Source organism: Labilibaculum manganireducens (genome assembly GCF_002843385.1).
GTDB classification, from domain to species: domain Bacteria; phylum Bacteroidota; class Bacteroidia; order Bacteroidales; family Marinifilaceae; genus Labilibaculum; species Labilibaculum manganireducens.
In genome coordinates, this window is the sequence record NZ_MVDE01000053.1 from 1 (window position 1) to 22,045 (window position 22,045).

Annotated in this window: 20 protein-coding genes; 13 read left to right on the forward strand and 7 right to left on the reverse strand. The window is 36.4% G+C overall.

The annotated features are described in order from the left end of the window. Window positions 1–568: 568 nt before the first annotated feature. Entirely contained in the window at window positions 569–2,038 is a 1,470-nt protein-coding gene (locus BZG01_RS20355; protein ID WP_101311688.1) for a glycoside hydrolase family 30 protein, read from the forward strand. A 421-nt stretch (window positions 2,039–2,459) separates the two neighbouring features. Further along, complete coding sequence (locus BZG01_RS20360; protein WP_101311689.1) at window positions 2,460–3,167, forward strand: DUF5715 family protein; 708 nt, start codon at window positions 2,460–2,462, stop codon at window positions 3,165–3,167. A gap of 60 nt (window positions 3,168–3,227) precedes the next feature. On the opposite strand, the gene hemN is transcribed toward BZG01_RS20360, so the two are convergent. Further along, window positions 3,228–4,625: an oxygen-independent coproporphyrinogen III oxidase gene (hemN, locus tag BZG01_RS20365; RefSeq protein ID WP_245870446.1), complete on the reverse strand. Its 1,398-nt coding sequence runs from the start codon at window positions 4,623–4,625 to the stop codon at window positions 3,228–3,230. A 192-nt stretch (window positions 4,626–4,817) separates the two neighbouring features. On the opposite strand from hemN, the gene BZG01_RS20370 reads away from it, so the two are divergent. The 3 genes from BZG01_RS20370 to BZG01_RS20380 all read left to right on the forward strand — a co-directional run bounded on the left by BZG01_RS20370 (window position 4,818) and on the right by BZG01_RS20380 (window position 9,187). After that, window positions 4,818–5,024, forward strand: a complete 207-nt coding sequence (locus BZG01_RS20370) for a hypothetical protein (RefSeq protein ID WP_101311691.1) — start codon at window positions 4,818–4,820, stop codon at window positions 5,022–5,024. A gap of 88 nt (window positions 5,025–5,112) precedes the next feature. Beyond that, on the forward strand, window positions 5,113–6,246 hold the full coding sequence (buk, locus tag BZG01_RS20375) for a butyrate kinase (RefSeq protein WP_101311692.1): 1,134 nt from the start codon (window positions 5,113–5,115) through the stop codon (window positions 6,244–6,246). A gap of 160 nt (window positions 6,247–6,406) precedes the next feature. Beyond that, window positions 6,407–9,187: a PAS domain S-box protein gene (locus tag BZG01_RS20380; RefSeq protein ID WP_101311693.1), complete on the forward strand. Its 2,781-nt coding sequence runs from the start codon at window positions 6,407–6,409 to the stop codon at window positions 9,185–9,187. A 95-nt stretch (window positions 9,188–9,282) separates the two neighbouring features. Here BZG01_RS20380 and BZG01_RS20385 read toward each other — a convergent pair whose 3' ends face one another. Both BZG01_RS20385 and BZG01_RS20390 read right to left on the reverse strand, forming a co-directional pair. Next, window positions 9,283–9,972, reverse strand: a complete 690-nt coding sequence (locus tag BZG01_RS20385) for a hypothetical protein (protein WP_101311694.1) — start codon at window positions 9,970–9,972, stop codon at window positions 9,283–9,285. A gap of 376 nt (window positions 9,973–10,348) precedes the next feature. Continuing rightward, complete coding sequence (locus BZG01_RS20390; RefSeq protein WP_101311695.1) at window positions 10,349–11,104, reverse strand: lysophospholipid acyltransferase family protein; 756 nt, start codon at window positions 11,102–11,104, stop codon at window positions 10,349–10,351. A gap of 604 nt (window positions 11,105–11,708) precedes the next feature. Here BZG01_RS20390 and BZG01_RS20395 point away from each other — a divergent pair. Then, window positions 11,709–12,266: a hypothetical protein gene (locus tag BZG01_RS20395; protein ID WP_101311696.1), complete on the forward strand. Its 558-nt coding sequence runs from the start codon at window positions 11,709–11,711 to the stop codon at window positions 12,264–12,266. 197 nt (window positions 12,267–12,463) lie between these two features. Here the strand turns inward: BZG01_RS20395 and trpS are convergent, their stop codons facing one another. Together trpS and BZG01_RS20405 are read right to left on the reverse strand one after the other, a co-directional pair. Further along, window positions 12,464–13,453: a tryptophan--tRNA ligase gene (trpS, locus tag BZG01_RS20400; RefSeq protein WP_101311697.1), complete on the reverse strand. Its 990-nt coding sequence runs from the start codon at window positions 13,451–13,453 to the stop codon at window positions 12,464–12,466. A 155-nt stretch (window positions 13,454–13,608) separates the two neighbouring features. After that, entirely contained in the window at window positions 13,609–14,055 is a 447-nt protein-coding gene (locus BZG01_RS20405) for a YqaA family protein (protein ID WP_101311698.1), read from the reverse strand. A gap of 166 nt (window positions 14,056–14,221) precedes the next feature. On the opposite strand from BZG01_RS20405, the gene rbfA reads away from it, so the two are divergent. The 4 genes from rbfA (at window position 14,222) to BZG01_RS20425 (ending at window position 17,250) form a co-directional block, all read left to right on the forward strand. Continuing rightward, a complete protein-coding gene (rbfA, locus tag BZG01_RS20410) occupies window positions 14,222–14,557 on the forward strand; it encodes a 30S ribosome-binding factor RbfA (RefSeq protein ID WP_101311699.1) in 336 nt (111 codons plus the stop codon). Window positions 14,558–14,678: 121 nt separating this feature from the next. After that, on the forward strand, window positions 14,679–15,821 hold the full coding sequence (locus BZG01_RS20415) for an ABC transporter permease (RefSeq protein ID WP_218973181.1): 1,143 nt from the start codon (window positions 14,679–14,681) through the stop codon (window positions 15,819–15,821). A gap of 97 nt (window positions 15,822–15,918) precedes the next feature. Beyond that, window positions 15,919–16,593 carry a hypothetical protein gene (locus tag BZG01_RS20420; RefSeq protein ID WP_101311701.1) on the forward strand — a complete coding sequence of 225 codons (675 nt, stop codon included), beginning with the start codon at window positions 15,919–15,921 and terminating at the stop codon, window positions 16,591–16,593. A gap of 9 nt (window positions 16,594–16,602) precedes the next feature. Continuing rightward, a complete protein-coding gene (locus tag BZG01_RS20425; protein ID WP_101311702.1) occupies window positions 16,603–17,250 on the forward strand; it encodes a hypothetical protein in 648 nt (215 codons plus the stop codon). 24 nt (window positions 17,251–17,274) lie between these two features. Here the strand turns inward: BZG01_RS20425 and dusB are convergent, their stop codons facing one another. Next, complete coding sequence (gene dusB / locus BZG01_RS20430; protein WP_101311706.1) at window positions 17,275–18,270, reverse strand: tRNA dihydrouridine synthase DusB; 996 nt, start codon at window positions 18,268–18,270, stop codon at window positions 17,275–17,277. 323 nt (window positions 18,271–18,593) lie between these two features. Here dusB and BZG01_RS20435 point away from each other — a divergent pair, with 323 nt between their 5' ends. Further along, window positions 18,594–19,520 carry a CPBP family intramembrane glutamic endopeptidase gene (locus tag BZG01_RS20435; RefSeq protein WP_101311703.1) on the forward strand — a complete coding sequence of 309 codons (927 nt, stop codon included), beginning with the start codon at window positions 18,594–18,596 and terminating at the stop codon, window positions 19,518–19,520. On the opposite strand, the gene BZG01_RS20440 is transcribed toward BZG01_RS20435, so the two are convergent. Next, on the reverse strand, window positions 19,479–20,243 hold the full coding sequence (locus BZG01_RS20440) for a hypothetical protein (protein WP_101311704.1): 765 nt from the start codon (window positions 20,241–20,243) through the stop codon (window positions 19,479–19,481). The genes BZG01_RS20435 and BZG01_RS20440 overlap by 42 nt on opposite strands. Window positions 20,244–20,464: 221 nt before the next feature. Between BZG01_RS20440 and BZG01_RS20445 the strand changes: the two genes are divergently transcribed. Both BZG01_RS20445 and BZG01_RS22025 read left to right on the forward strand, forming a co-directional pair. Beyond that, window positions 20,465–21,271, forward strand: a complete 807-nt coding sequence (locus BZG01_RS20445; RefSeq protein ID WP_101311705.1) for an energy transducer TonB — start codon at window positions 20,465–20,467, stop codon at window positions 21,269–21,271. A gap of 114 nt (window positions 21,272–21,385) precedes the next feature. Beyond that, window positions 21,386–21,517 (forward strand): hypothetical protein, encoded by a 132-nt coding sequence (locus BZG01_RS22025; protein WP_281256460.1) that lies wholly within the window; start codon window positions 21,386–21,388, stop codon window positions 21,515–21,517. The last annotated feature ends 528 nt before the right edge of the window (window positions 21,518–22,045 follow it).

Genomic DNA, 22,045 nt, shown 5'->3' on the forward strand with positions numbered 1-22,045 from the left:
CCTGCGGGATCTACATAAATATCCTTTTGGTACTCGTTGGGCTTTGCAGTGATGTGCCTACTTACCCAGATAATTATGCCTCATATCCCGTTCCTGTTCGTCAGTTCAGACTTTTGCCGGTTGGCTTGTTACTCCATTCTGTCGTGGTCTCCACTTCGTTCCGGCACAGTGCATAAGCACCCCTACAAAGCGAAGCGCTCTCATGAGCGATAGCGAATAAACCACCTTGCCACTTGCTAATGCTTCCAGGAGTCACCCCAGTGCATAAGGGACTTACACCCTCTGGACTTTCTTTTACAAAACTTAACATTATAAAAGAACTTTTACTAAATTTACCATTCAAGGCACACACACACAATATAAAACAGTTGGGGTTCAGAAGTTAGCGAGAGTTTGGTTCTCGCTTCAGCGTTCTTGTCGGTGGACAAGTACGAAGCCCGAAAACCCAACCGTTTCATATTGTCAAACGTTGCCAGTAATGCAAAGACCGAAATCAACAACAGGTTAAGTAATTAAAGAAACAATCTTGATTGATTTAAATATTACATAAACAATTAAATTAAAAAGAATGAAACAGAATTTATTAGTTTTAATATTAACGATTACTTCTTTGGTAGTGAAAGCCCAATCTTTTGAATGGATTTCGAGTACCCAAGGTAATACTTGGAAACAATCGACCATTAAATTGTCAAAAAAATCTTCTACAGAACCAATTGTCAGCGTTACAGGGAATGAAAGTATTGTTACGTTCAAAGCATGGGGGACATGCTTTAATGAACTTGGCTGGGATGCTCTTAATTTGTTGTATGGGAGCCAACAGGATACAATACTTTCAAAACTTTTTTCCAATAACGGCGACCTGCGTTTCACCATGGGCCGTTTTTCTATGAATGCGAATGACTATGCCCGTGATTGGTACAGCTGTGATGAAGTTGATGGCGACTTTCAGCTTAAGTATTTCAATATTGATAGGGACAAAACTACTTTAATACCTTATATAAAAGCTGCAATGAAATACAACCCTAAATTAACCTTCTGGATTTCCCCATGGTCACCACCATCGTGGATGAAAATAAATCATTATTATTCTGTATTGAGCAATAAAGACTATAACAAGCTTGATCCCAAACTTGATTACCTATTGTTTGAAGATAAACATAATAAGAATGACAAGGTTTTCCCTAAACGGTTAGCTGTTAATGACTATCTCATTCAAGACCCCCGATACCTAAAAACCTATGCAAATTACTTTTGTAAATTTATTTCGGCATATAAAGAAATAGGAATTCCTATAACCATGGTAATGTTTCAAAATGAAGCATGGAGCTATACACCATACCCCGGATGTGCCTGGACTCCAAAAGGTGTTATTCGATTTAATACCGAATATCTGGCTCCTATCATGAAAGAACTGCATCCTAATGTTGATATATACCTTGGAACGATCAACACCAATCGCTTTGACTTTATTGACGAAGTGCTTTCTGATCCACGTATGACAAAAAGTATCAAAGGAGTTGGCTTTCAGTGGGAAGGCGGACAGATTTTGCCTAAATTGCGAGAAAAATACCCCCAATATAGATATGTACAAACAGAAAGTGAATGTGGATGGGGTTCTTTTGACTGGAAAGCAGCTGAACACACTTTTCAGTTGATTAATCATTACTTGGGTAATGGTTGTGAAGAGTATACTTTTTGGAACGCTATCCTGTCTGATAATGGTGTAAGTGGTTGGGGATGGAATCAGAACTCATTAATACGTATAGATTCCAAAACAAGAACTGCAACTTATATGCCAGAGTATTATGCTGTTAAGCATTATACGCACTATATAAGTCCAAAAACAAAAATAATAGCAACAAATAATGACAAAAGTTCTCAATTAAGCACAATGATTGCAATAAATCCTCAAGGTAAGTTTATTGTTTTGGCAGGTAATTTTAATGAAGAAAGTAAAGAATTGACCATTAAACTTGGCGAAAAGTATCTTAATGTTTCACTTCCATCCCACTCATTAAATACATTTGAAATGAGATAGAATTAAAATATAAAAATGCACATGCTGGCAATCGAGTAGACAGGTGACGGTCTATTGACCGCCACTGTGCCTCTCACACCACCGTACGTACGGGTCTCGTATACGGTCCCGAGGAATCGGGATTAAGTTAAGGGGAATAAAGAATCACGTCTAACAGGCGTGATTTGTTTGTAAATGTCAGGCGTAGATTCATAATCGCGTTTATTCAATCTTTCAAGAGTAATAGTAGTTCCCAAAAGGAACTATCCACAACAAGTGCAACTCCTGCAAACTGTCCTTTTTCCCTAAACATTAAAAGTTAAACACATAAACCTTCATTAAAAAAATAGTCGGCTTATGGTACTTATAAAACAAAATAAAGGACAGTCCATAAATTAAATAAAGTTTGTTTTTTTTAGCTTTGTGAGCGTAAAACCAAGAGATGACTAAAAGAAAATTAAAACCTAAAGTTCGTAAAGCACTGCTGCTTGCTGTGCTGACAACAGGCATTATATTGTTACTGTTTATTGCCAAAAGCTTAAGCCCTAAAGGCAAAACGGAGGCTCAAGTATCTGTTCCAGTGCTAACAAAAAATGAAAGCAGAGCCTTGCGTCGCTATAACAATACATATCATCTTGATCTGGCTCAGGAAAAGGGATTGGAAAAACCTTTAATTTCGAAAGCCGAATACAAAGAAAACCCTGACGATTTTGGGGATCGATATGATCTCGAAAAAATAAACGATAACGAATTCTATGAAATACCCCATTTAACTAATTCACTACCTTACCTGCAGGAACCTGCCGTGGAATTCTTAGACCTGCTTGGCAAAAGGTTTTGTGGCCAACTCGAAGAATTGGGAATAAGAAAATACCGGTTTTCGGTTACCTCCATATTACGCACCCTTGCAGATCAAAAATCGCTGCGTAGAAGCAATGTAAATGCTACGCCAAATAAATCATCGCATTATTACGGCCGAACCTTTGATATTTCACAAACACGTTTTTTTGAGAGAGGGAATAGTAAACCCGTTTATTCCTACCGCCTTCGAAATGTATTACTGCGTGTATTAATTAAAATGCAGGATGAAGGTAAATGCTACGTTCTTTTGGAAGGTCAAACAAAGTGCATTCATATCACGGTAAGGTAAACCCATAAAAAAATCCGGTACTCAGAAATGAGTACCGGATTTTTTTATTCTATTCCTATTCTATATCGACTTCGAAAACATGTTGTCTCCGCCACTTTTGGCAGCACGCAGTTTGTTATCGAAGAGCCTGGCAATATTTCTCAAAAAAATCATCCCTAAATCCGTAACTACTAATTTCTCATCGTTCCAGATAATAATTCCCTCATCGGCTAAAACCTGCAGTTCTTCATTAATACTTGCAGGCAAATAAGCTTTTAAATCATCTGTAAAAAACAATTCGCGACGACAGGTAATATCCAATATTGCACGCTTTACAATCACATCCTCATCGCTTAAGAAGTATCCCTTTTCCAAATCAAGTTCATTCTTCACAGAAGCCTCTTCGTAAGCCTTAATCAGCTTTACATTTTGTGCATAGGCATATTTAGCATCTGATATGGACGAAGCTCCCAAACCAATCAGCAACTCGGTGTGCGAAGTATTGTATCCCATAAAATTACGGTGCAATCGCTTGGCTTCGCGGGCAATGAACAATTCGTCGTGAGGCAATGAAAAATGATCCATTCCCACATCGCTGTAACCCAGTTCAGCCAGTTTCTCATTTCCCAAATCGTACAAAGCACGTTTTTCGGCACTATCCGGAATATCGGCATCGGTAAAAATACGCTGCCCTTTTGTTTTCCAGGGCACATGAGCGTATGAATAGTAAGCAATCCTATCGGGTTTCAGCTCCGCTACCTTCTCAAAAGTATCGCTCACCGAAGTCAATTTCTGTTTAGGCAGTCCGTAAATTAAATCGAAGTTTACCGAATGATATCCTATCTCGCGTGCAGCTAAAGTTACTTCCTTAACGGTTTCGAAACTTTGCGGGCGATTAATTACCCGTTGTACCTCGGGATCGAAATCCTGAACCCCAAAGCTCACTCTTCGAAATCCAACATCATACAAAGCCTGCAAATGCTCACGAGTGGTATTATTCGGATGCCCCTCAAAGCTAAATTCATGTTCAGGATGTAGTTTTGCATTCTTTTTCAGGCCAATAATTAACTTTTGCAGATTTTCAGGATTGAAAAAAGTTGGCGTCCCACCTCCCAAATGAAGCTCGCGAATAATTGGCTGCTCCTGAAAAGTATTCAGATAAATTTGCCATTCCTTCAATAAAGCATCTATGTATTGATCTTCTACCCCGTGATTACGGGTAATCACTTTTGTGCAGGCACAATAAGTACAAAGCTTTTCACAGTAAGGCAAATGAACGTAAATACTAATTCCTTTCGAAGCATTCGACTCATCAAAAGTCCTTTTCACAACTTTTAGCCAATCTCCCGCTTCCGGGCGCTGCTCTCCCCAAAAAGGAACAGTAGGGTAACTTGTGTACCGAGGCACCGGCACATTATATTTTTCAATTAATAATTCTCTGTCCATAACTAAACCATCTTTCGGATTAATACCATACAAATATATCTTTTTTTATAAGATAACGCTCCCGAAGGCCTTTACAAATGCATGAAAGCTTTGTAATTATGCGAGTTGATCGATTTTTATCGTGTTTCGGATATGGAAGCATTTATCCTTAAAAAATCCATTGATTTCAGTTGCCATTCCATCAAACAAGTCTGATTTTTGTATAAAAACCAATCTGCTAAAGCAATGAAAAAAGAACTTCAAGAAGAATTTACCGAAAAATGGGCGAAATATTTCGGAAGCGAAACCGAAATGCCTATCTGCTTTTGGTACAGCAATGAAAAGGTTCAGGATCAGGAAATAGTTGCCAAATCGTGGAACTGTATCATTGCCCTTATGCACAAAATTCAAAAATATGATACAGAATATGGACGAAAGTTTTTTGACTACTGAGGATTGGATGAAGGTAAAAAAACGAATTTAAGGCAAAATAAGCTTATTGACTACAATTTAAGTTCCGAAAAATACTTTGCATGATTTCATGATTAAGTTTCTTTTCGTACTTTCAGGAATTACATCTTACACTCAACTCTCCTACTCTATGAATCCAAAGGAAATTGTCATCGTAATCAACCCGGGATCAACATCTACTAAAATCGCATTATACAACAGATCAGAGCTTATTAATGAACATATTATCCGCCATTCGCAAAAGGAGCTCGATCAATTTCATAAAGTTACCGATCAGTTTGAATACCGCTACCAAATGGTAGAAGCCGGATTGGATCAAATGTTATCAGAAAAGGATGCAATTGTGGTTGGCATTGTCGGTCGGGGCGGCATTGTAAAACCTCTTGAAGGCGGCACTTACAAAATCAGCAACAAGTTCCTTGAAGACGCAAGAACAGGTAGTTATGGCGATCATGCCTCAAATTTGGGAAGTATGCTTGCCAATAAACTGGCTAAACATTTTAATCTTGATGAGAGTTTTACTGTTGATCCTGTTTCTGCCGGCAACATCTGGGAAAAAGCACGTATATCAGGTGTGCCGGGCATTGAACGAAACCGAAGAGGGCATCCTTTAAATATGAAAATGACTGCCCGCAAAATTGCAAAACAACAAAATATCCCTTTCGAAAAGGCCAAATATGTAATTGCTCATTTGGGTGGCGGAATTTCCATTGCAGCAGTTGACGGCGGCAAAATTGTAGATGTAAACGATGCCTTGATGGGAATGGGGCCTTTTTCGCCTAACCGGGCCGGAGCTTTGCCTACTCGTGGTGTAATGGATTTGTGTTACTCCATGCCTCGAAAAGATGTTGAAACACTGCTAAGTAAAAATAGTGGACTAAAAGCTTACTTAGGTGTTGATGATTTACGTGATGTTTTCAAATTAATTGATGAAGGCAATGAAAAAGCACAACTGGTTTACGATGCTTTTGTTTATCAAATAGCCAAAGAGATTGGTGCTTACCATGTTGCTCTAAAATGCAAAGCGAATGGAATTATCATAACTGGTGGGATAGCCTATTCGGAGCGCTTTATTTCTGATTTAAAAAAATATGTTTCAGACCTTACTAATTTCTTTGTTTATCCGGGAGAAAACGAAATGGAAGCTCTGGCCGAAGGTGCTTTTCGGGTAATTGACGGAATAGAGTTAGCCTTGAAATATTAATACCGCAATGTCGCTTTACTTAATAGGCTTCTTTTATGTATGATCAGCTCTGCATAACAAAAAGTCAATTGCATTGAATGCAATTAAATAAGCTGGAAGGCAACAGATTAGCAGGGTATTTTTTGTATATTAGTAAGGATTCAACCAAAATAATTGTGCAATGACCATCCCCAACCAAAAGCACGCCAATTTATACCGATCCTTAGTCCTTAATTCAGGAGACGCAATGTATTTGTTCAATCTTGATGGGAAGTTGGTTGAGGTAAACAAACAGGCTTGTGCTAATTTGGGATACACAAGAGAAGAGCTTCTTGCTCTATCTTTATATGATGTTGATGCTGAGCACAAAACCAAAGAAAACCTTCTCAAATTTTTCTCAATCCCAGATCGTGAAAAACACTGCAAACTAGCTACTTCTCACAAACGAAAAGATGGTTCAACATTTCCGGTTGAAGTTAGTATCTCTTTGTTAAATGAAAACGGAGACAAACTTATACTTGGTATTTCCAGGGACATATCTGAACATGTTGAGGCGAAACAAAATCTATTCTCCTATATTGATACACTTGAGAAAATACATCAGATTACCCTTATTTCCGAAAATATTGAAAAAATGATTTCCGATGTACTGAATGTAGTGCAGGAAGTATTTAACACAGACCGAACTTTTTTTATTTCTTCAGACAAAACAAAGAATAGTTTTCAGTTTCCACCTCTTGAAATTGTAAAAACCGGTGCATCATATATTTCAATATTTGATGAAAACGAGATAGCAAAAAATTACCGACAAGAACTTCTTGAAAAAAGAAAATATCCCGGCAATGATACTTTCACCTCAGCTTATTTTAAATCAGAAAAAAACAAATCTTATATTGATGAGCTTCATATTAAATCGGAAATGATTACTGCCATAACAATTACAAATAACACTAATTATTTAATGGGGGTTCATCAGTGTACAAAAATACGGGAGTGGACTCAACTTGAGAAAAAATTATTTATTGAAATCAGCAGACGATTAGGGGATACAATAAATCGCTTGCATTATTATCACAACTTAAAGCAAAGTGAGAAAAAATACAAAACCCTTTTCGAAAATGCGCCTCTTTCCTACCACTCTTTAAACAGCGATGGCAATATAGTTGATGTTAATAATACCTGGTTAAAGTTTTTAGGCTACAAAAAGAAAGATGTAATTGGCAAGAACTACGGTGATTTCCTTCATCCTGATTGGAAACATGTTTTTGATACAAATTTTCCGAAATTTAAGGCTTGTGGTTATGTGAATGATGTTCATTTTAAAATCAGACATCAAAAAGGGCACTACAAATACATCTCGCTGCAGGGTTGCACAGGTTGTCACCCTGATGGGACATTTAAAAAAACATATTGTGTATTTCAAGACATTACTTCGAGAAAAAAAGCGGAAGATGAACTAAAAGAGAGTGAAGAAAGATACAGACTGTTAATGGAACAATCTCCATTTACTGTGGAAGTATACGATTTAAATGGATTGCAAATTTCTGTTAATAAAGCATACGAGGAACTTTGGCAATTCCCTAAAAAAATAACTTTATTCAAATTTAATATTCTTAAAAGTCCTCAGGTTCGCTCATCAGGCATGTTAAACTATATCAAGCGTGCTTATGCCGGAGAAACACTGGATATTCCTGATTATCAGTTTAAATCAGAAATTGAAGCAGGTTCTGTTTATAAAAGCCAAAGTCGCTGGCTAAGAACCCGTGTGTATCCTATAAAAAATGAATTTGAGAAAGTCACCCACATTGTATTGGTTCATCGGGACATAACCGATCAAAAGGAAGCACAAAAGGCATTAAGAAAGAGTGAAAGTCAATTTAAAACTTTTGTTCAGCGGGTTCCAATACCTCTTAGTCTTGTAAACATCACAAGCGGTAAAATTAAATATCTGAACGATCGTTTTTTTAATACTTTCGGCTATACTCTGGAAGATATTTCTCATCTGGATGATTGGTGGCAATTGGCGTATCCTGATCCTAAATACAGGGAATGGGTAATGGACAACTGGGAAAAAGCCGTTGACTATGGAATAAAACATGAAACGGACATTATTCCGGATATATACAATATAACCTGTAAGGATGGAAGCAGAAAGCAAATTTTAATATCCGGAATTGTATTGGGTGATGACTTCCTTGCAAATTTTATCGATTTAACTGCACAAAAAAGCATAGAAAACGAGCTGATTGCTGCTAAAGAAAAAGCGGAAGAAAGCGAGAAATTGAAAACCGCGTTTCTAGCCAATATGAGTCATGAGATCCGGACTCCAATGAATGGCATCCTTGGGTTTGCCGATTTGTTAAGCACACCAAAATTAAGTGACGAAAAACGCGAAAAATATATTAAAATAATATCGCAGAGCGGCGAGCGAATGCTTGCAACAATCAATGCTATTATTGAAATTTCGAAAATTGAAACCAATCAAATAGTTAAATGCATCTCGCAAGTTAATGTAACAGAATTACTCAAAAATCAACTGCTTTTCTTCGTGCCCGAGGCTGATAAGAAAGAAATTAAGCTAAGAGTCAAATCAATACTGCCGGTTCAAGAATCTCTTATCTTTACTGATCACACAATGTTGACCTCCATTCTTACCAACTTAATTAATAATGCCATAAAATATACAAATTACGGTTCAATTACATTTGGCTGCACAAAAAAGAACGATTTACTCGAGTTCTCTGTAAAAGATACCGGAATCGGAATACCACAAAACGTACAAAAAAGCATCTTTGAACGATTCACTCGGGTAGATCATGAAAACACAAAAGCAATTGAAGGATCCGGTCTTGGCTTATCAATAACCAAAGCTTACGTAGAATTACTCGGTGGCAAGATATGGATGGAATCGAAAGAAGGTATCGGTTCTCAGTTCTTTTTCACGATTCCAATTAAAAACTAAACGCCATATTATTTGGTAATGTTAATGAAAATTTACACTCCAAAAAGGGTTGTTGAGTGATATCAACAACCCTTTTATTTATTGGAATTTTTTAATTAAGCTACATTATCCCAGATATCCATTATTTCATCACATGCATTTATAAATTTTTTCATATAAAAATCTATATTTTCAGGTGCTTGATAAGTTTTCTGTTCAAAAACATCAAGGACAATACACAATGAAGGAATTACTACTTCTCTTTCTGTAGCAACGATATCATTCATAAAACGATATAAACCTGTAGCAGCTACTCGGCCAGCAGATCCCTTAAACACTCCACTTTTCGAAAAATGAAGTTTTATAGCTCCTACAACCTTCTGTCCATTAATCTCACCACGTATTACTAAATCAGGTGAGATACCAATTGTCAAACCGTGAATGGAAATTGATTTCAGTTTTGATCGAAATCTCTCAAAAGTAAATTTCTTCAAAGAAGAATCAAGATTTGTCGTAAGAAATGATTCCAATGCTTGAATTTGACAATTTCGGTTATTCACCTGAAAATCAGTAGAACAAACCTTCTTAGCCAATTCATTTATTTTAGCTTTAACACATAATGGTTCAAATTCATCTTGAGCAAAAAAGTTTTTTATTGCACTCTTAGCACTAGAATATCTTGCAAAAATGAACTTCTTAGGTTTTTTCTGATTGCTTATAATCGATCTTTTTCTAGCTTTTGTAGCTTCACTATACTCCCCTATCATATTCAATGATAGGTAAGGGGGCTTATCACTTTCTTCCATATTCTATTTTTTTATATGGATAAAACATTAATTAATTATCCCTTAATGTTCAAAGTAGGAAACTCTGAATAGAGTGTCGATTGTTAATAAATGTTAATAAACATTCACTTTAATCAAATTAATATATACATTTGTCGACACAAACGGTGCAGTTTGTCATAGTAAAGGTTGTTAGCCTCGAATTCTATTTCTATTTAATAGGTTTATTCTAACAATTGATAAATTTGTTTTATAAAACAATATAACCAGATGATCCGGACAATAACCGTGCCATCTGGATTTTTTGGATAAACGGTCAATATGTCACTAAAAAACATGACAAATAAAAAAGCCAGCTCCTACGAGTTGGCATTTTGTCATATATATAATTCTGATTTTATGAAATACCGTATTTTTCCTGCAAAGGCTTATTAATTACATTCCGAAGTTTTTCCGATAATGCATCGGCATCTTGTTTGGTTAATCCTGTAGTTGGAATTAGCGGATGAATAATTACCTCTGCAATACCAGGACTCGCATTGCCTTTAAACATAGTTCCCCGTTGTAATCTTTTCCAATTGGTAGTTTGCGTAATTGGCAATATTGGAATCCCCGTTTGAATGGCGATGGACACAGCCCCAGGTTTAAATTCTCCCAAATTAGGAGCATTTTGAGGAATCGTTCCTTCAGGCAAAATTACCAATGGATAGCCCTCCGCAATTACATCCATCATTTTCTTGAAACTTTTTAGCGCTCCCAAACGATTGTGTCTGTCTACCAAAATATTCATCCCTGAAGTATAAAAAATGTGAAACAAAGGCCATTTTTCAATCTCTTTTTTACCTGTAAACACAAAGTGCTGATCGAAAATAATATACAATGTTGCAGGATCGATAAAAGAGCTGTGATTGGAGCAGATTAGAAATGGCTGACCGGTAATTATATTCTCTCTTCCCTTCACCCGAAGAAATATTCCTGATCCGTAAAGCCAGACCTTTGCATATACTTTTATTACCTTAAAAGCCCTTGGGAAACGTTCTTTTTTGGATAACAAATACTTAAATACCGGATAAAAAAGCAATAATGTTATTACAAAATAAAGAAAGAAATACAGTTTGTATAAGAATCTGATTGGAAATATCAATATATTCATTTTAAAAATCGAAGTTTGATTGTAATTACACACATTAATCAGGCAAAATTACTTGAATGTATCTAGTAACCCAAAAATTCTGCCTACTGTTTAATGAAGCAAAATTAAGCTTTATTATCTTGAATCGCTAAAACAGTATTAAATTCTAAGTTATTTCATTCTTTTTAAGAAATGCAGTTTCGTTAATCCACTAAATTCCAGCCCTGTTTTAGTTTGGCACTAAACCTCCTATTTATATTCGCTATTCTGCCAATATCAATCAAAATGATCAAAAATCTAAAATTTCGCATGATGTCCGAATTTAAAAGGCGAACGGATACTAAAGAATTTTAGGCATATGCAAACGCATATAAATAACACTCTCTGAAAAACAATAATTTCATAATCATAAAAAATTACATCTGCCCAGTTCCAGAAAATTAAAACTGTGATATATTTCACATAAAAATTAAGCTTTACCTATAAACCTATTTTCAAATGTCCCGTAACACGGAACTCATGCAATACCATAAAATTAAAATAACCTGCATACCCATTATCAATAGAAGGCAAAACAATTTTCCACTTATTAAGAATAACAAAATAACTAATTAACTTATTACTGATGAAAAAAACACTTGGTCTTATAATCATTTGCACCCTCTTTACTGGAATAGCACAGGCACAATATGGCTATGACTCTTTTAGATCTTTTCGTATTGATATGGGAGCAACTTTTGCAAATCCCGGGGGCAATGAACTTGATGCTGGTATAGGGTTTTATGTAAATCCAAAATTTCACATGGATGACAACCTGCTGTTAGGTATAAAATATGAACGTACTGCGATAGGTGCTGCCAATGATGATTTTCTGGATGTATCAGCAATAAACTGCTATGCGTCAACTATAGACTACTATGTAAGCACCAGTAATTTACGCCCTTTTGCCGGTGTAGATATTGGAATTTATGAGTTAGGATCCATTAGCAAAACAATAATGAGCAATACTACGGAAATTGAGCTGGGGTCGAAGTTTGGAATTGCACCAAAAATTGGTGTTAGTTTTGGACATTTGGATCTGACTCTGCAGTACAACATGATTTTTGACCAGAACGAACGTTTTAACGATTTCAACCACACATCTATTAAACTGGGATTCCACCTTGGCGGTGGTGAAAATTAAAATTTAGATGTACATGCCAGCGCGTTAGAGTCCCTAATAGCTATCGGGAGAAGTGATACTCCACAGCTTTTTGTTTGCGAAGCAATAAAATTAGCGAGGAGTAAAAACGGAAAGCCCGCCCTAAAGAGAAACGCCCTGGAAAAGAAATGCCACTCCTTACGGAATGGCATTTTTTTATATCTGTATAATCGTACTTTTTAGAATTTACGGAAACCAATTAACCTGCGAACCTCTTCAAGAGTTTTAGCCGCACTTTCGCGGGCTTTTTCGGCTCCTTGCTGAGTTACTTTCCTTAGGTAAGCATCATCCTGAGAGATATCCAGAAAACGCTCTCTGATTGGCGCTGTAAAGTTGATGATATCTTCGGCCAACTGCTTTTTTAAATCGCCGTAACGAATCTCACAATTGTTGTATTTATCGTTAAAAAAATCGTAAGTATCTTTGGTCGAAACCACATCCATTAGGGTAAATAAGTTTTGAATTGCTTCCGGTTTTTCCTGATTCATAGCCGTTGGACCACTATCCGAAACTGCTTTCATTACCTTTTTACGAATCTCTTTAGGATCTTCGACCAGACCGATTGCATTCCCTTCCGATTTTCCCATTTTCCCGGATCCATCCAATCCAGGAATTTTCACAAATTCTCCGGTGAACGAATAAGGCTGAGGAATTGGAAAGGTTTCTTCGCCATATGTGTTATTGAATCTTTTTGCAAATTTACGGGCCATCTCCAAATTCTGCTCCTGATCTTTCCCCACCGGTACTCTTTGAGCTTTGTGAATTAAAATATCTGCCGCCATTAAAACCGGATAGGTTAACAAACCGGCATTCACATTCTCAGGGCTTTTACGTGCTTTATCTTTAAAAGAAGTGGTTCGTTCCAATTCTCCCAGATATGCATTCATGTTCATCAGCAAATACAGCTCAGGAATTTCAGGAATATCACTCTGCACATAAATAGTTGCCTTTTCAGGATCGATTCCGCAAGCTAAATATTCAGCCAATACGCTTCTAACATTTGAGTGAAGATCAGCAGGAGTAGGATGTGTAGTCAAGGAATGCCAGTCAGCTATAAAGAAAAAACAATTGTTATCGTTCTGCATTTGAACAAAATTCTTTATCGCTCCGAAATAGTTCCCCAGGTGTAAATTTCCTGTAGATCGAATTCCACTAACTACTGTATTCATGATCTGATTTTATTAATAGCCCAAGCATTGAGCCGTTTATATTTAAAAAAATTATCCAGCAAAATTATGAAACGAATCGAACAAAAAAAATATTGAAGGCCTGAAAATAGTGGTAATCTGCTAATATGAAGAAGATTTGTTCTTATTTGTCTTGCTTAGGCATTAATTATTTGCAGTGTAATCCACGCCCAGACTATGTACCGGCACAATTTCCCGGAGGCCATAAAAAGGGCGACCCAAACAGGCTTACTTCTCAATAAGCCCAATCCCAAAGGAATAATATCTCCAACAAAAGGCAGGAAAGCAAAAAAGGCCAGTGCGCTTCCTTTATTCTGAAGAAACAGTTTTGTTTTTTCGGCCTTCGCCTGATTTATGCGAAGAAATTTTTCGATCCATTCCCACTTTCCCAAATAACCCAAATAGTAGGTTAACATTCCTCCCAGCCAATTCCCAAGGCTGGCAACAGCAATGGTTACAGATATATCGTAACCAGAATAAACAAAAAGGCTTAAAATTGCTTCGGAACTAAACGGCAATATAGTAGCTGCCAAAAAACTGGCCACAAACAATCCCCAATATCCATATTCAAACAAATCTGCCATAAGGCGCAAAGGTAGCTATTCAATTATAAATTAAGAATGATGAATTAATAATAGAGGAAAGTGCACTAATTTAATTCCATCCACATTTTACTATTCAAGACTTTTACTACTTTCCCACTCTTCCAGACTTTTATTCTATCTTTGTAAAAAAATTAGAACATTATTTATGGAAACTACAAGACAAAGCAAAGTTTCAAGATTGCTGCTAAAGGATTTAAGTGAGATATTTCAGATGGAATCGAGAAATCTTTTTGGTGGTAAAATGATTTCGGTTACTACTGTTCGTATTAGTCCGGATTTAGGACTTGCAAAAGTATATCTTAGCATTTTCCCTTCGAGTGAAACTGAAGAGACGATGAAATTAATTAAGATGAATACGAAGAATGTTCGCAGAATTCTTGGAAATAAGGTTGGGAAACAACTTAGAATAGTTCCTGAATTGGCATTTTTTGTTGATGATTCGTTAGATTATATCGAAAACATAAGCAACTTGCTTTCATAATGCAACTCACAAACAGCAGTACTTCTCTTAAGACAATGTAAATTACTTGAACCTTCCCTTCCATATTGCCAAACGTTATCTGTTTTCGAAAAAGAAACAGAATGTAATCAATGTCATTTCGATGATATCGGTTATTGGGGTTGCAATTGGAACTATGGCTCTGGTAATTGTTCTTTCGGTATTTAATGGCTTTGATGGATTGATTCGTGACCTTTTTGGCAGCTTCGATCCTGATTTAAAAATTCTTCCAAAAACAGGCAAAACCTTTGTTCCTGATTCTACTTTTGAGCAAATCAGGAAAATGGAAAATGTGGTTTTCTACTCCGAAGTGCTGGAAGAAAATGCCCTTCTTAAATACGGAAACAAACAACGCCCTGCAATCATAAAAGGTGTAGATGAGGAGTTTACCTTAATGACGGGAATCGACACCATGATGGTTGAGGGAAATTTTTTGCTGAATAGTGGTAAGCATCAGTTCGCTGTACTTGGCTACGGCGTTGCCCTGGATCTGGGTGTGGGACTCACTTTTACCGATTACATTAAGTTTTACGTGCCCAAACGCAATGCAAAATTGGGATTGAATCCAATGGATGCATTTTCAACTGAATATCTGTATCCTTCGGGATATTTTACCATTCAACAAGATTTTGACTCTCAATATGTATTGGTTCCTCTGGATTTTGCCAGAAAATTATTTGACTACACCAATGAGGTGAGTGGTATTGAACTCTCCATTAAAAATCAGGATGAAGTAGAAAATGTTAAGGAACAAATTCAAGCTCTTTTAGGTGACGGTTTTGTGGTGAAAAACCGATTCGAACTGCACGATGTTTTGTTTAAAATGATGCAATCGGAAAAAATGGCCATTTTCTTTATTTTAGCTTTTATTCTTGTCATTGCATCTTTTAATGTAATTGGTTCGCTAACCATGCTTATTTTGGATAAAAAACATGACATTGCCACACTAAGAAGCATGGGTGCCGAAGAAAAAACAATTCAAAAAATATTTCTGCTTGAAGGTTGGCTTATCTCTCTGTTAGGTGCAGCTATTGGCGTAGGATTAGGTCTTGCCATCTGCTTTTTACAGATAAAATTTGGCTTGATAACCCTATCAGGAAACGGAGCTTTTATAATGGATTCCTATCCCGTTGATATTCATTTTACCGATATTTTTATCATCTTTACAACTGTTGTTTCAATTGGATATGCTGCATCGCGCTATCCGGTTCGCTACATCACCAAACGTTTTCTTCAATTCAATTAATTTGGATTGTCAGGATACCAAACTACCTGCTATACCGTTTTAAATTTCTGAATGGACAAATTGTTCATTTCAAGAAGAACTTTTTAATACAATTATAATGAGAAAGATTATTGTTATTTGCTTTTTAGCATTTGGATTTTCCTTACTTGCCAACGCACAGGAAACAGCTCTTACATCAAAAGGAAAAGTTGTAATTCTATACGAAAACGGCACATGGAAGTATGCTGATGTAAGTGTTTCAGGAGAAAATCCAACTCAGCAAACCGGAAATACAGTACAAACTGCAATTGAGGAAACAAGAATTTCAAATGAACCTCTTGTACTAAAAGAAGCTGATGTTGAGAAAATCACTTTTATTGAAGGTCCAAGTGCAAAACTTCTAAAGTATTTTAAGGATAAAAACATTGTCCGATGCGATTTTACCCTTCACTCTAAGGATGGAAAAGCTACTCTTCAAACCGATTGGAAAATTATGACCGGCGAAGCATACTCGTACTTTGGCTTTATTAAAAAAGAGACCAAACTAAGTCTGGAATTACTTGGAGGACAAATTATTGATTTGGTTTACAGGAACGAATTTGAACCTAAGGAATTTAGTCAATATGGATTTTCCACCTATTCTGCTCAACTGGATTTAACCGAAGATCAGCTTAAATTGCTTCAAAACAAAATTGTAATGAAAGCGACAATGAACTGGAGCCGCAGAGCTGAAGAGTATAAGGTTGTGAATCCTTCTTATTTCATTAAAGCAATCCCACAAATCACTGAATAATTCAATTCCATGAAAAATATTTTAATTCTGTCCATTCTGCTCTTAGGCACAATCAGCCAGACAAATGCACAGCTAAAATTAAGAACTCCGGAAGGAAAAATCGTTCTTTTGTTTGATAATGGCACCTGGAAATACGAGGAAATTAAGAACGTGGAAAAACCTGTTGCACAAATAAAATCTGCTGAAGAAATTGCCAAGCCTTTAGTAATTATTGATACTGAATTGGAGTCTCAAACTGTTATTAAAGGCATTAGCGAAAAATTAAATAAATTCTCGGATACCAATAATCAGGTCAAAGCTGATTTTCAGATCATCTCTATAGAGGGAAAAGTAATTCTGAAAACCAACTGGAAGATTATGGATGCGGAAGGATTTCGTTTTTTTGGATTCATCACCAAAAAATCGAAAATGCTGTTTAGCCTTTCGAACGGTGAGAGTATAGAACTGCAATATGCTGAAGATTTTGAGCCGAAAGAATATCCAAAATACAAATTCACAACCTTTGCAGCAGAACTTGAATTGAATGAAGATCAGATTCGGAAATTACAGAATGCATATCTCGAAAAAGTGGAGATGTACTGGAGCAGGCGAACTGAAAGTTATGAAATTTTCAATCCTGACTATTTCGTAAAAGAACTTCCCAAAATAATCAAATAAAAAAAGACGCTTTAGCGTCTTTTTTTATTCATCATCTATTTGGAGATTTCCCCATTCCATCGAAATCCGATCCAATATCGGCATTAAATCGGCATAATGATTGGCTCTAAGCATATCGATTCGGGTTTGCTTAAAATTCACCAAACCTTTAAACATACCTGCCATATGTCTTCTCATGTGCAAAATACCGCGTTTTTCGTCAATCCACTCAATGGCAGCATCAATTTGCTCTTTTAGCATTTCCACCTGCTGAGCTACTGTTGCAGGAGGCAACAATTCACCGGTATTAAAATAGTGCTTTATATCTCTAAAAATCCATGGTTTTCCTACCGAAGCACGACCAATCATGATTGCATCAACTCCGTACTTATCGAAAGCTTCCTTTGCTTTCACAGGATTTGTAATATCGCCGTTTCCAATAATGGGAATGTGCATGCGCTGATTATTTTTCACATCTCCAATCAAAGTCCAGTCTGCTTCCCCTTTGTACATCTGGCACCGGGTTCTGCCGTGAATGGTTAAGCCTTGAATACCCACATCCTGCAATTGTTCTGCCAGCTCAACAATAATCTTTGAATCCTCATCCCAACCCAAACGGGTTTTTACCGTTACCGGGATATTTACCGCCTTAACAACTGCTTCGGTAATTTTCAGCATCTGCGGTACATTTCTCATCATGCCCGAGCCAGCTCCTTTAGTTGCCACTTTACGCACAGGGCAGCCAAAATTCAAATCTAAAAATTCCGGATTGGCAGCTTCAACAATCTTGGCGGCCTCAACCATTGGATCAACATCTTTACCATAAATTTGAATAGCAACAGGGCGCTCCTCGTCCAAAATGGTCAGCTTTTTCATGGTCCGGTTTACCGAACGAATCAATGCATCCGCCGAAATAAATTCAGTGTACATCAAATCCGCTCCATAACGCTTGCACAAAACCCTAAAAGGCGGATTGGTAACATCCTCCATTGGTGCCAACAATACCGGCCGTTCTCCTAAATCCAGATTTCCTATCTTCACTTTCTTTTCTTTTTTATCAGGCAACAAAGATAATAGAAAGTCTTAATAGTCGTGAAAAGTCGAAAAACCAAATCATTTAACAAACAACAGTACACTTGAATGATGAACTCTTAAAATGCAATCTATTGGCTCTTTCCCTATTTGCAACTAATACTTAACACTTTGTACTTAATACTTTAAACTTGATCCTTTGTACTTGATCCTTTGTACTTGATACTTTGTACTTGACACTTTTTACTTGATCCTTTGTACTTGATACTTTATACTTAAATCTTAATACTATTTACTATTTTTGTTCATCAAACTAAAAAAACAGAAAGTATATGCTAAAAGGATCGTTGAGCCATTATTCCCCGCTATCACAATTGATGATGAGTCTGCTTGTAGTAGTTGGTTCTTTTATGTTGTGCATGTTTGCAGGCAGTGTATTGGCCTATCTTATTTTTGATGTCAATATCTTCACAGACGCGACAAGCCTGGATATAAATGGTGCTTCTGTGAACATTTCTGTTCTTAAATTTTATCAGTCGATCTACTCTACCGGAATGTTCATTATTCCGCCTTTTATCATCGCCTGGCTTCTGAATAACAAAGTGTTGACCTATCTTTTTTTAGACAAAAAATCTTCACCTCCTCAATACCTGTTAGCAATACTAACAATTATTGTCGCCTTACCGGCGATCAATCTGCTTGCAGATATCAACTCTCATTTGCAACTGCCTGAATTTCTTTCGGAAGTTGAAGAATGGATGAGACATAGCGAAGATCAGGCTGAAATCATCACCAAGAAATTTTTAGTGATGGAAACACCTTTTGACCTGTTTGTAAATTTGATTTTAATTGCGGTAATTCCGGCCTTGGGAGAAGAACTTTTGTTCCGGGGAGTTATTCAGCGGATCTTCTCTAATATGACTAAAAACGTGCATTGGGGAATCATTATAACAGCTTTTCTTTTCGCAGCTCTGCACATGCAATTCTTTGGTTTGATACCAAGAATGGCAATGGGAATTCTGTTTGGCTATCTACTGGTATGGACAAAAAGTTTATGGGTTCCTATTTTAGCGCATTTAATCAATAACGGAATGGCCGTTTGCATGTCTTACTTCATCAATAAAGGGAAATTACCCGAAGACATTGAAAAATTTGGTGGTAATGATGCAAGCATCTGGATTAGTGGATTTATCTCAATGATAATCCTTACACTTTTGCTATTCAACCTTTATAGATCGAGAGAAAGGCAAAGTGAGTAAGTCTTCCTCAGCCTGCTTTGCTTGCTCTAGTTTCTCTTTTTCACCTTTACGCCAAACATAAACAACTCCATATTCCGAAGCTTTTTCTCTTTTCTTTTCATCCGGCAGATCAGCAAATTTAGCTTCCACCTCGTTCCAAAGAGAAAGAATCAAACTATCTGCCTCATCACGATATTCAGCCACTTTTTCCGAAAATCGCTGTGTATTGCTCTGTAATGTTTTTTGATTGTTAAATGCCTGTTTAAAGTTCTCACAATTTACTCTTACCAACGCAATAGAAGGGCTGTAAATTGGATTCCCTCCCATTCTCATTCGCTCTTGTTCTCCTTTTATCAATTTCTCTCCCCACTCAATTACTTTTACATCCTGCAATAAGGACGGAGCTGCTTTCGAACTGGTTTTTAATCCATAAAATTCCCGAATCTCAGGTTTCATTTCACCTCTGATAATTGTGAAATTCAATACCTGAATAAAATGAGAAACATACAAGCGTGCCTTTCGCAATTTCTCGTTGTACTCTTTACTTCTGATGGATTGCTGACTAAGTGCCTGACGCTGATTTCTAATTGCCAATTCGTAATGAGGTAAAAACGTCTCTATTTTCTGCAAAAGCAGAAAAGAAAAAGCCAGTTCAAAACGATTTATTCTGTAACTAATATCGAGGGCAGATTTTAAAGCACGTACACGTGCAGAATCAGTGTTTGGTAGTCTTCTGTAAGGCATCTAAGTAAATATTTAACAAATAATGTGGCAATGGTTACTACGAAGATACAAAAAATTAGGATATCCAATTTGGCATTCGCACTCAGACCCTTTCATTTTTTACCAAATTCTATTTAACGGATATCAATAATCGTTTAAATAGGGCTTCTTTCCTTAAATAATCTGAAATATGTAAATAAATATTATATTCGTACCCTATTATTAATAGGAAATACAAATTCATGAAAAACATTCTTACCATTCTTATACTGTTTATCGGAGCTCAGTGCGCACTTGCACAACAGGACACTATTGTTTATTATAAAAAGCATGTGCCGCAAGCGACTCCCGAAGGTGCAGATTATCAATACATCGTACGACAAAAAAACAAGAAGACTTCTGTTGTGCAGAAGTGCGCATTTAAAGATGGTAAATGGAAAGTGACTCAAACCGAAACCATAAAACTAAAGAAACCTAACACTTACTATGTTGATGGTGGAAAATATCAATATCAACGTAAGTTTGAAACAATACCCGGCGGATATCAAGTTGAAGATTATGACCACAAAAGAAAATTCTCGCAAAAAGGAATTGCAACCAACTTGTTCCCCTTACTAAAGCACGGACAATGGATGACTTATACCGATGGAATTCTTACCGGCGTAGATTCCTATAAACTCGGAGTCTTAACTAAATCATATATTACGGATGGGGAAAATCATTTTTGGCCAAACAACTCTTATGCTAATGCAGATACTTTAGCTCAGTATAAAGATCAACCATCTGATTTACAAAACGACATAGCCAAATTTGTAGAGTATCCGAAAGCTTGTTCTAAAAATGGAATTGGCGGTCGTGTTCTGATCCTTTTTGCTGTCTCGGAACAGGGAGAGCCTTCCGACATTCATATTTTCAGAGGTGTTGAGCCAAACTTGAACCAGGCTGCAGCCAAGGCTGTACAAAAATGCACAGGTTGGAAACCAGCCATAAAAAATGGAAAGCCTGTTAAAGTATATATGATCGTTCCAATTAATTTTAAGTTGAAATAAGGGATCATTGAAATTATTGTTGGAAAAGAAGAATACGAGCACTCCCCACCTTTTCTCATATTCTGAAAGTAGAAAAGCCATCTTATCTGAAAAATGAAGCATTCTGATTTATGAATGGCAAACCCAAGCAATAAAATAGAACATTCTATTGCCAGAAAAGCTTATCGGGTGAAACAAATTGGCAATTCTGATGCCAGAATGATGAATTCTTTGGTGCAAATTGCCATTTCTACAAGCAGAAAGTAAAATCCCGCAGACTGCTTACTAAATCTAGTATCCGAATGCTCACTATTGTTTACGGATTGCCGAATTCCAGTCTCTGAGAGCACAATTAGAATAGGCTTACAAATCGCATCAACATAAAGTAGTTACGAAAAACTAACAGCACCCGTTATATTGAATAACTAACACATAACAAATGGTAAATCATCATAAAGTAGTAAATGTATTTACTCTATTTTAATATTTTTATGTAATTTAGGTTTTTAATTATCAAAAATTAATCGTTTCCCTACTTATGAAAATAAATTCTAACTCCTCTACAAAGCATTGTGCCGAAATTGGTAAAAAGCTTATCTCTTTATTTCAACAATATCCAATAAGCGAGGATCCCTATTACACTGATATTTTAAAAAAATTATCAGCAATAGAGGTTATATCGATTAAAAAAACCATGAGATAACACATATTTACTTATTATTGTTTCTACGACAAACCAATAATAAGGTGTACCCCATGGAGTATTCAAAGATAAAGAATAAACCTAAAGTTTTG

What these genes read in the sequence shown, in the direction of transcription:
- buk (WP_101311692.1), top strand. Translation starts at nt 5,113, where the DNA reads ATGATTAAGTTTCTTTTCGTACTTTCAGGAATTACATCTTACACTCAA.
- BZG01_RS20415 (WP_218973181.1), top strand. Translation starts at nt 14,679, where the DNA reads ATGATATCGGTTATTGGGGTTGCAATTGGAACTATGGCTCTGGTAATT.
- BZG01_RS20445 (WP_101311705.1), top strand. Translation starts at nt 20,465, where the DNA reads ATGAAAAACATTCTTACCATTCTTATACTGTTTATCGGAGCTCAGTGC.
- BZG01_RS20370 (WP_101311691.1), top strand. Translation starts at nt 4,818, where the DNA reads ATGAAAAAAGAACTTCAAGAAGAATTTACCGAAAAATGGGCGAAATAT.
- BZG01_RS22025 (WP_281256460.1), top strand. Translation starts at nt 21,386, where the DNA reads ATGGCAAACCCAAGCAATAAAATAGAACATTCTATTGCCAGAAAAGCT.
- BZG01_RS20385 (WP_101311694.1), bottom strand. Translation starts at nt 9,972, where the DNA reads ATGGAAGAAAGTGATAAGCCCCCTTACCTATCATTGAATATGATAGGG.
- BZG01_RS20395 (WP_101311696.1), top strand. Translation starts at nt 11,709, where the DNA reads ATGAAAAAAACACTTGGTCTTATAATCATTTGCACCCTCTTTACTGGA.
- BZG01_RS20405 (WP_101311698.1), bottom strand. Translation starts at nt 14,055, where the DNA reads ATGGCAGATTTGTTTGAATATGGATATTGGGGATTGTTTGTGGCCAGT.
- rbfA (WP_101311699.1), top strand. Translation starts at nt 14,222, where the DNA reads ATGGAAACTACAAGACAAAGCAAAGTTTCAAGATTGCTGCTAAAGGAT.
- BZG01_RS20420 (WP_101311701.1), top strand. Translation starts at nt 15,919, where the DNA reads ATGAGAAAGATTATTGTTATTTGCTTTTTAGCATTTGGATTTTCCTTA.
- BZG01_RS20380 (WP_101311693.1), top strand. Translation starts at nt 6,407, where the DNA reads ATGACCATCCCCAACCAAAAGCACGCCAATTTATACCGATCCTTAGTC.
- BZG01_RS20440 (WP_101311704.1), bottom strand. Translation starts at nt 20,243, where the DNA reads ATGCCTTACAGAAGACTACCAAACACTGATTCTGCACGTGTACGTGCT.
- trpS (WP_101311697.1), bottom strand. Translation starts at nt 13,453, where the DNA reads ATGAATACAGTAGTTAGTGGAATTCGATCTACAGGAAATTTACACCTG.
- BZG01_RS20425 (WP_101311702.1), top strand. Translation starts at nt 16,603, where the DNA reads ATGAAAAATATTTTAATTCTGTCCATTCTGCTCTTAGGCACAATCAGC.
- BZG01_RS20360 (WP_101311689.1), top strand. Translation starts at nt 2,460, where the DNA reads ATGACTAAAAGAAAATTAAAACCTAAAGTTCGTAAAGCACTGCTGCTT.
- BZG01_RS20435 (WP_101311703.1), top strand. Translation starts at nt 18,594, where the DNA reads ATGCTAAAAGGATCGTTGAGCCATTATTCCCCGCTATCACAATTGATG.
- BZG01_RS20390 (WP_101311695.1), bottom strand. Translation starts at nt 11,104, where the DNA reads ATGAATATATTGATATTTCCAATCAGATTCTTATACAAACTGTATTTC.
- BZG01_RS20355 (WP_101311688.1), top strand. Translation starts at nt 569, where the DNA reads ATGAAACAGAATTTATTAGTTTTAATATTAACGATTACTTCTTTGGTA.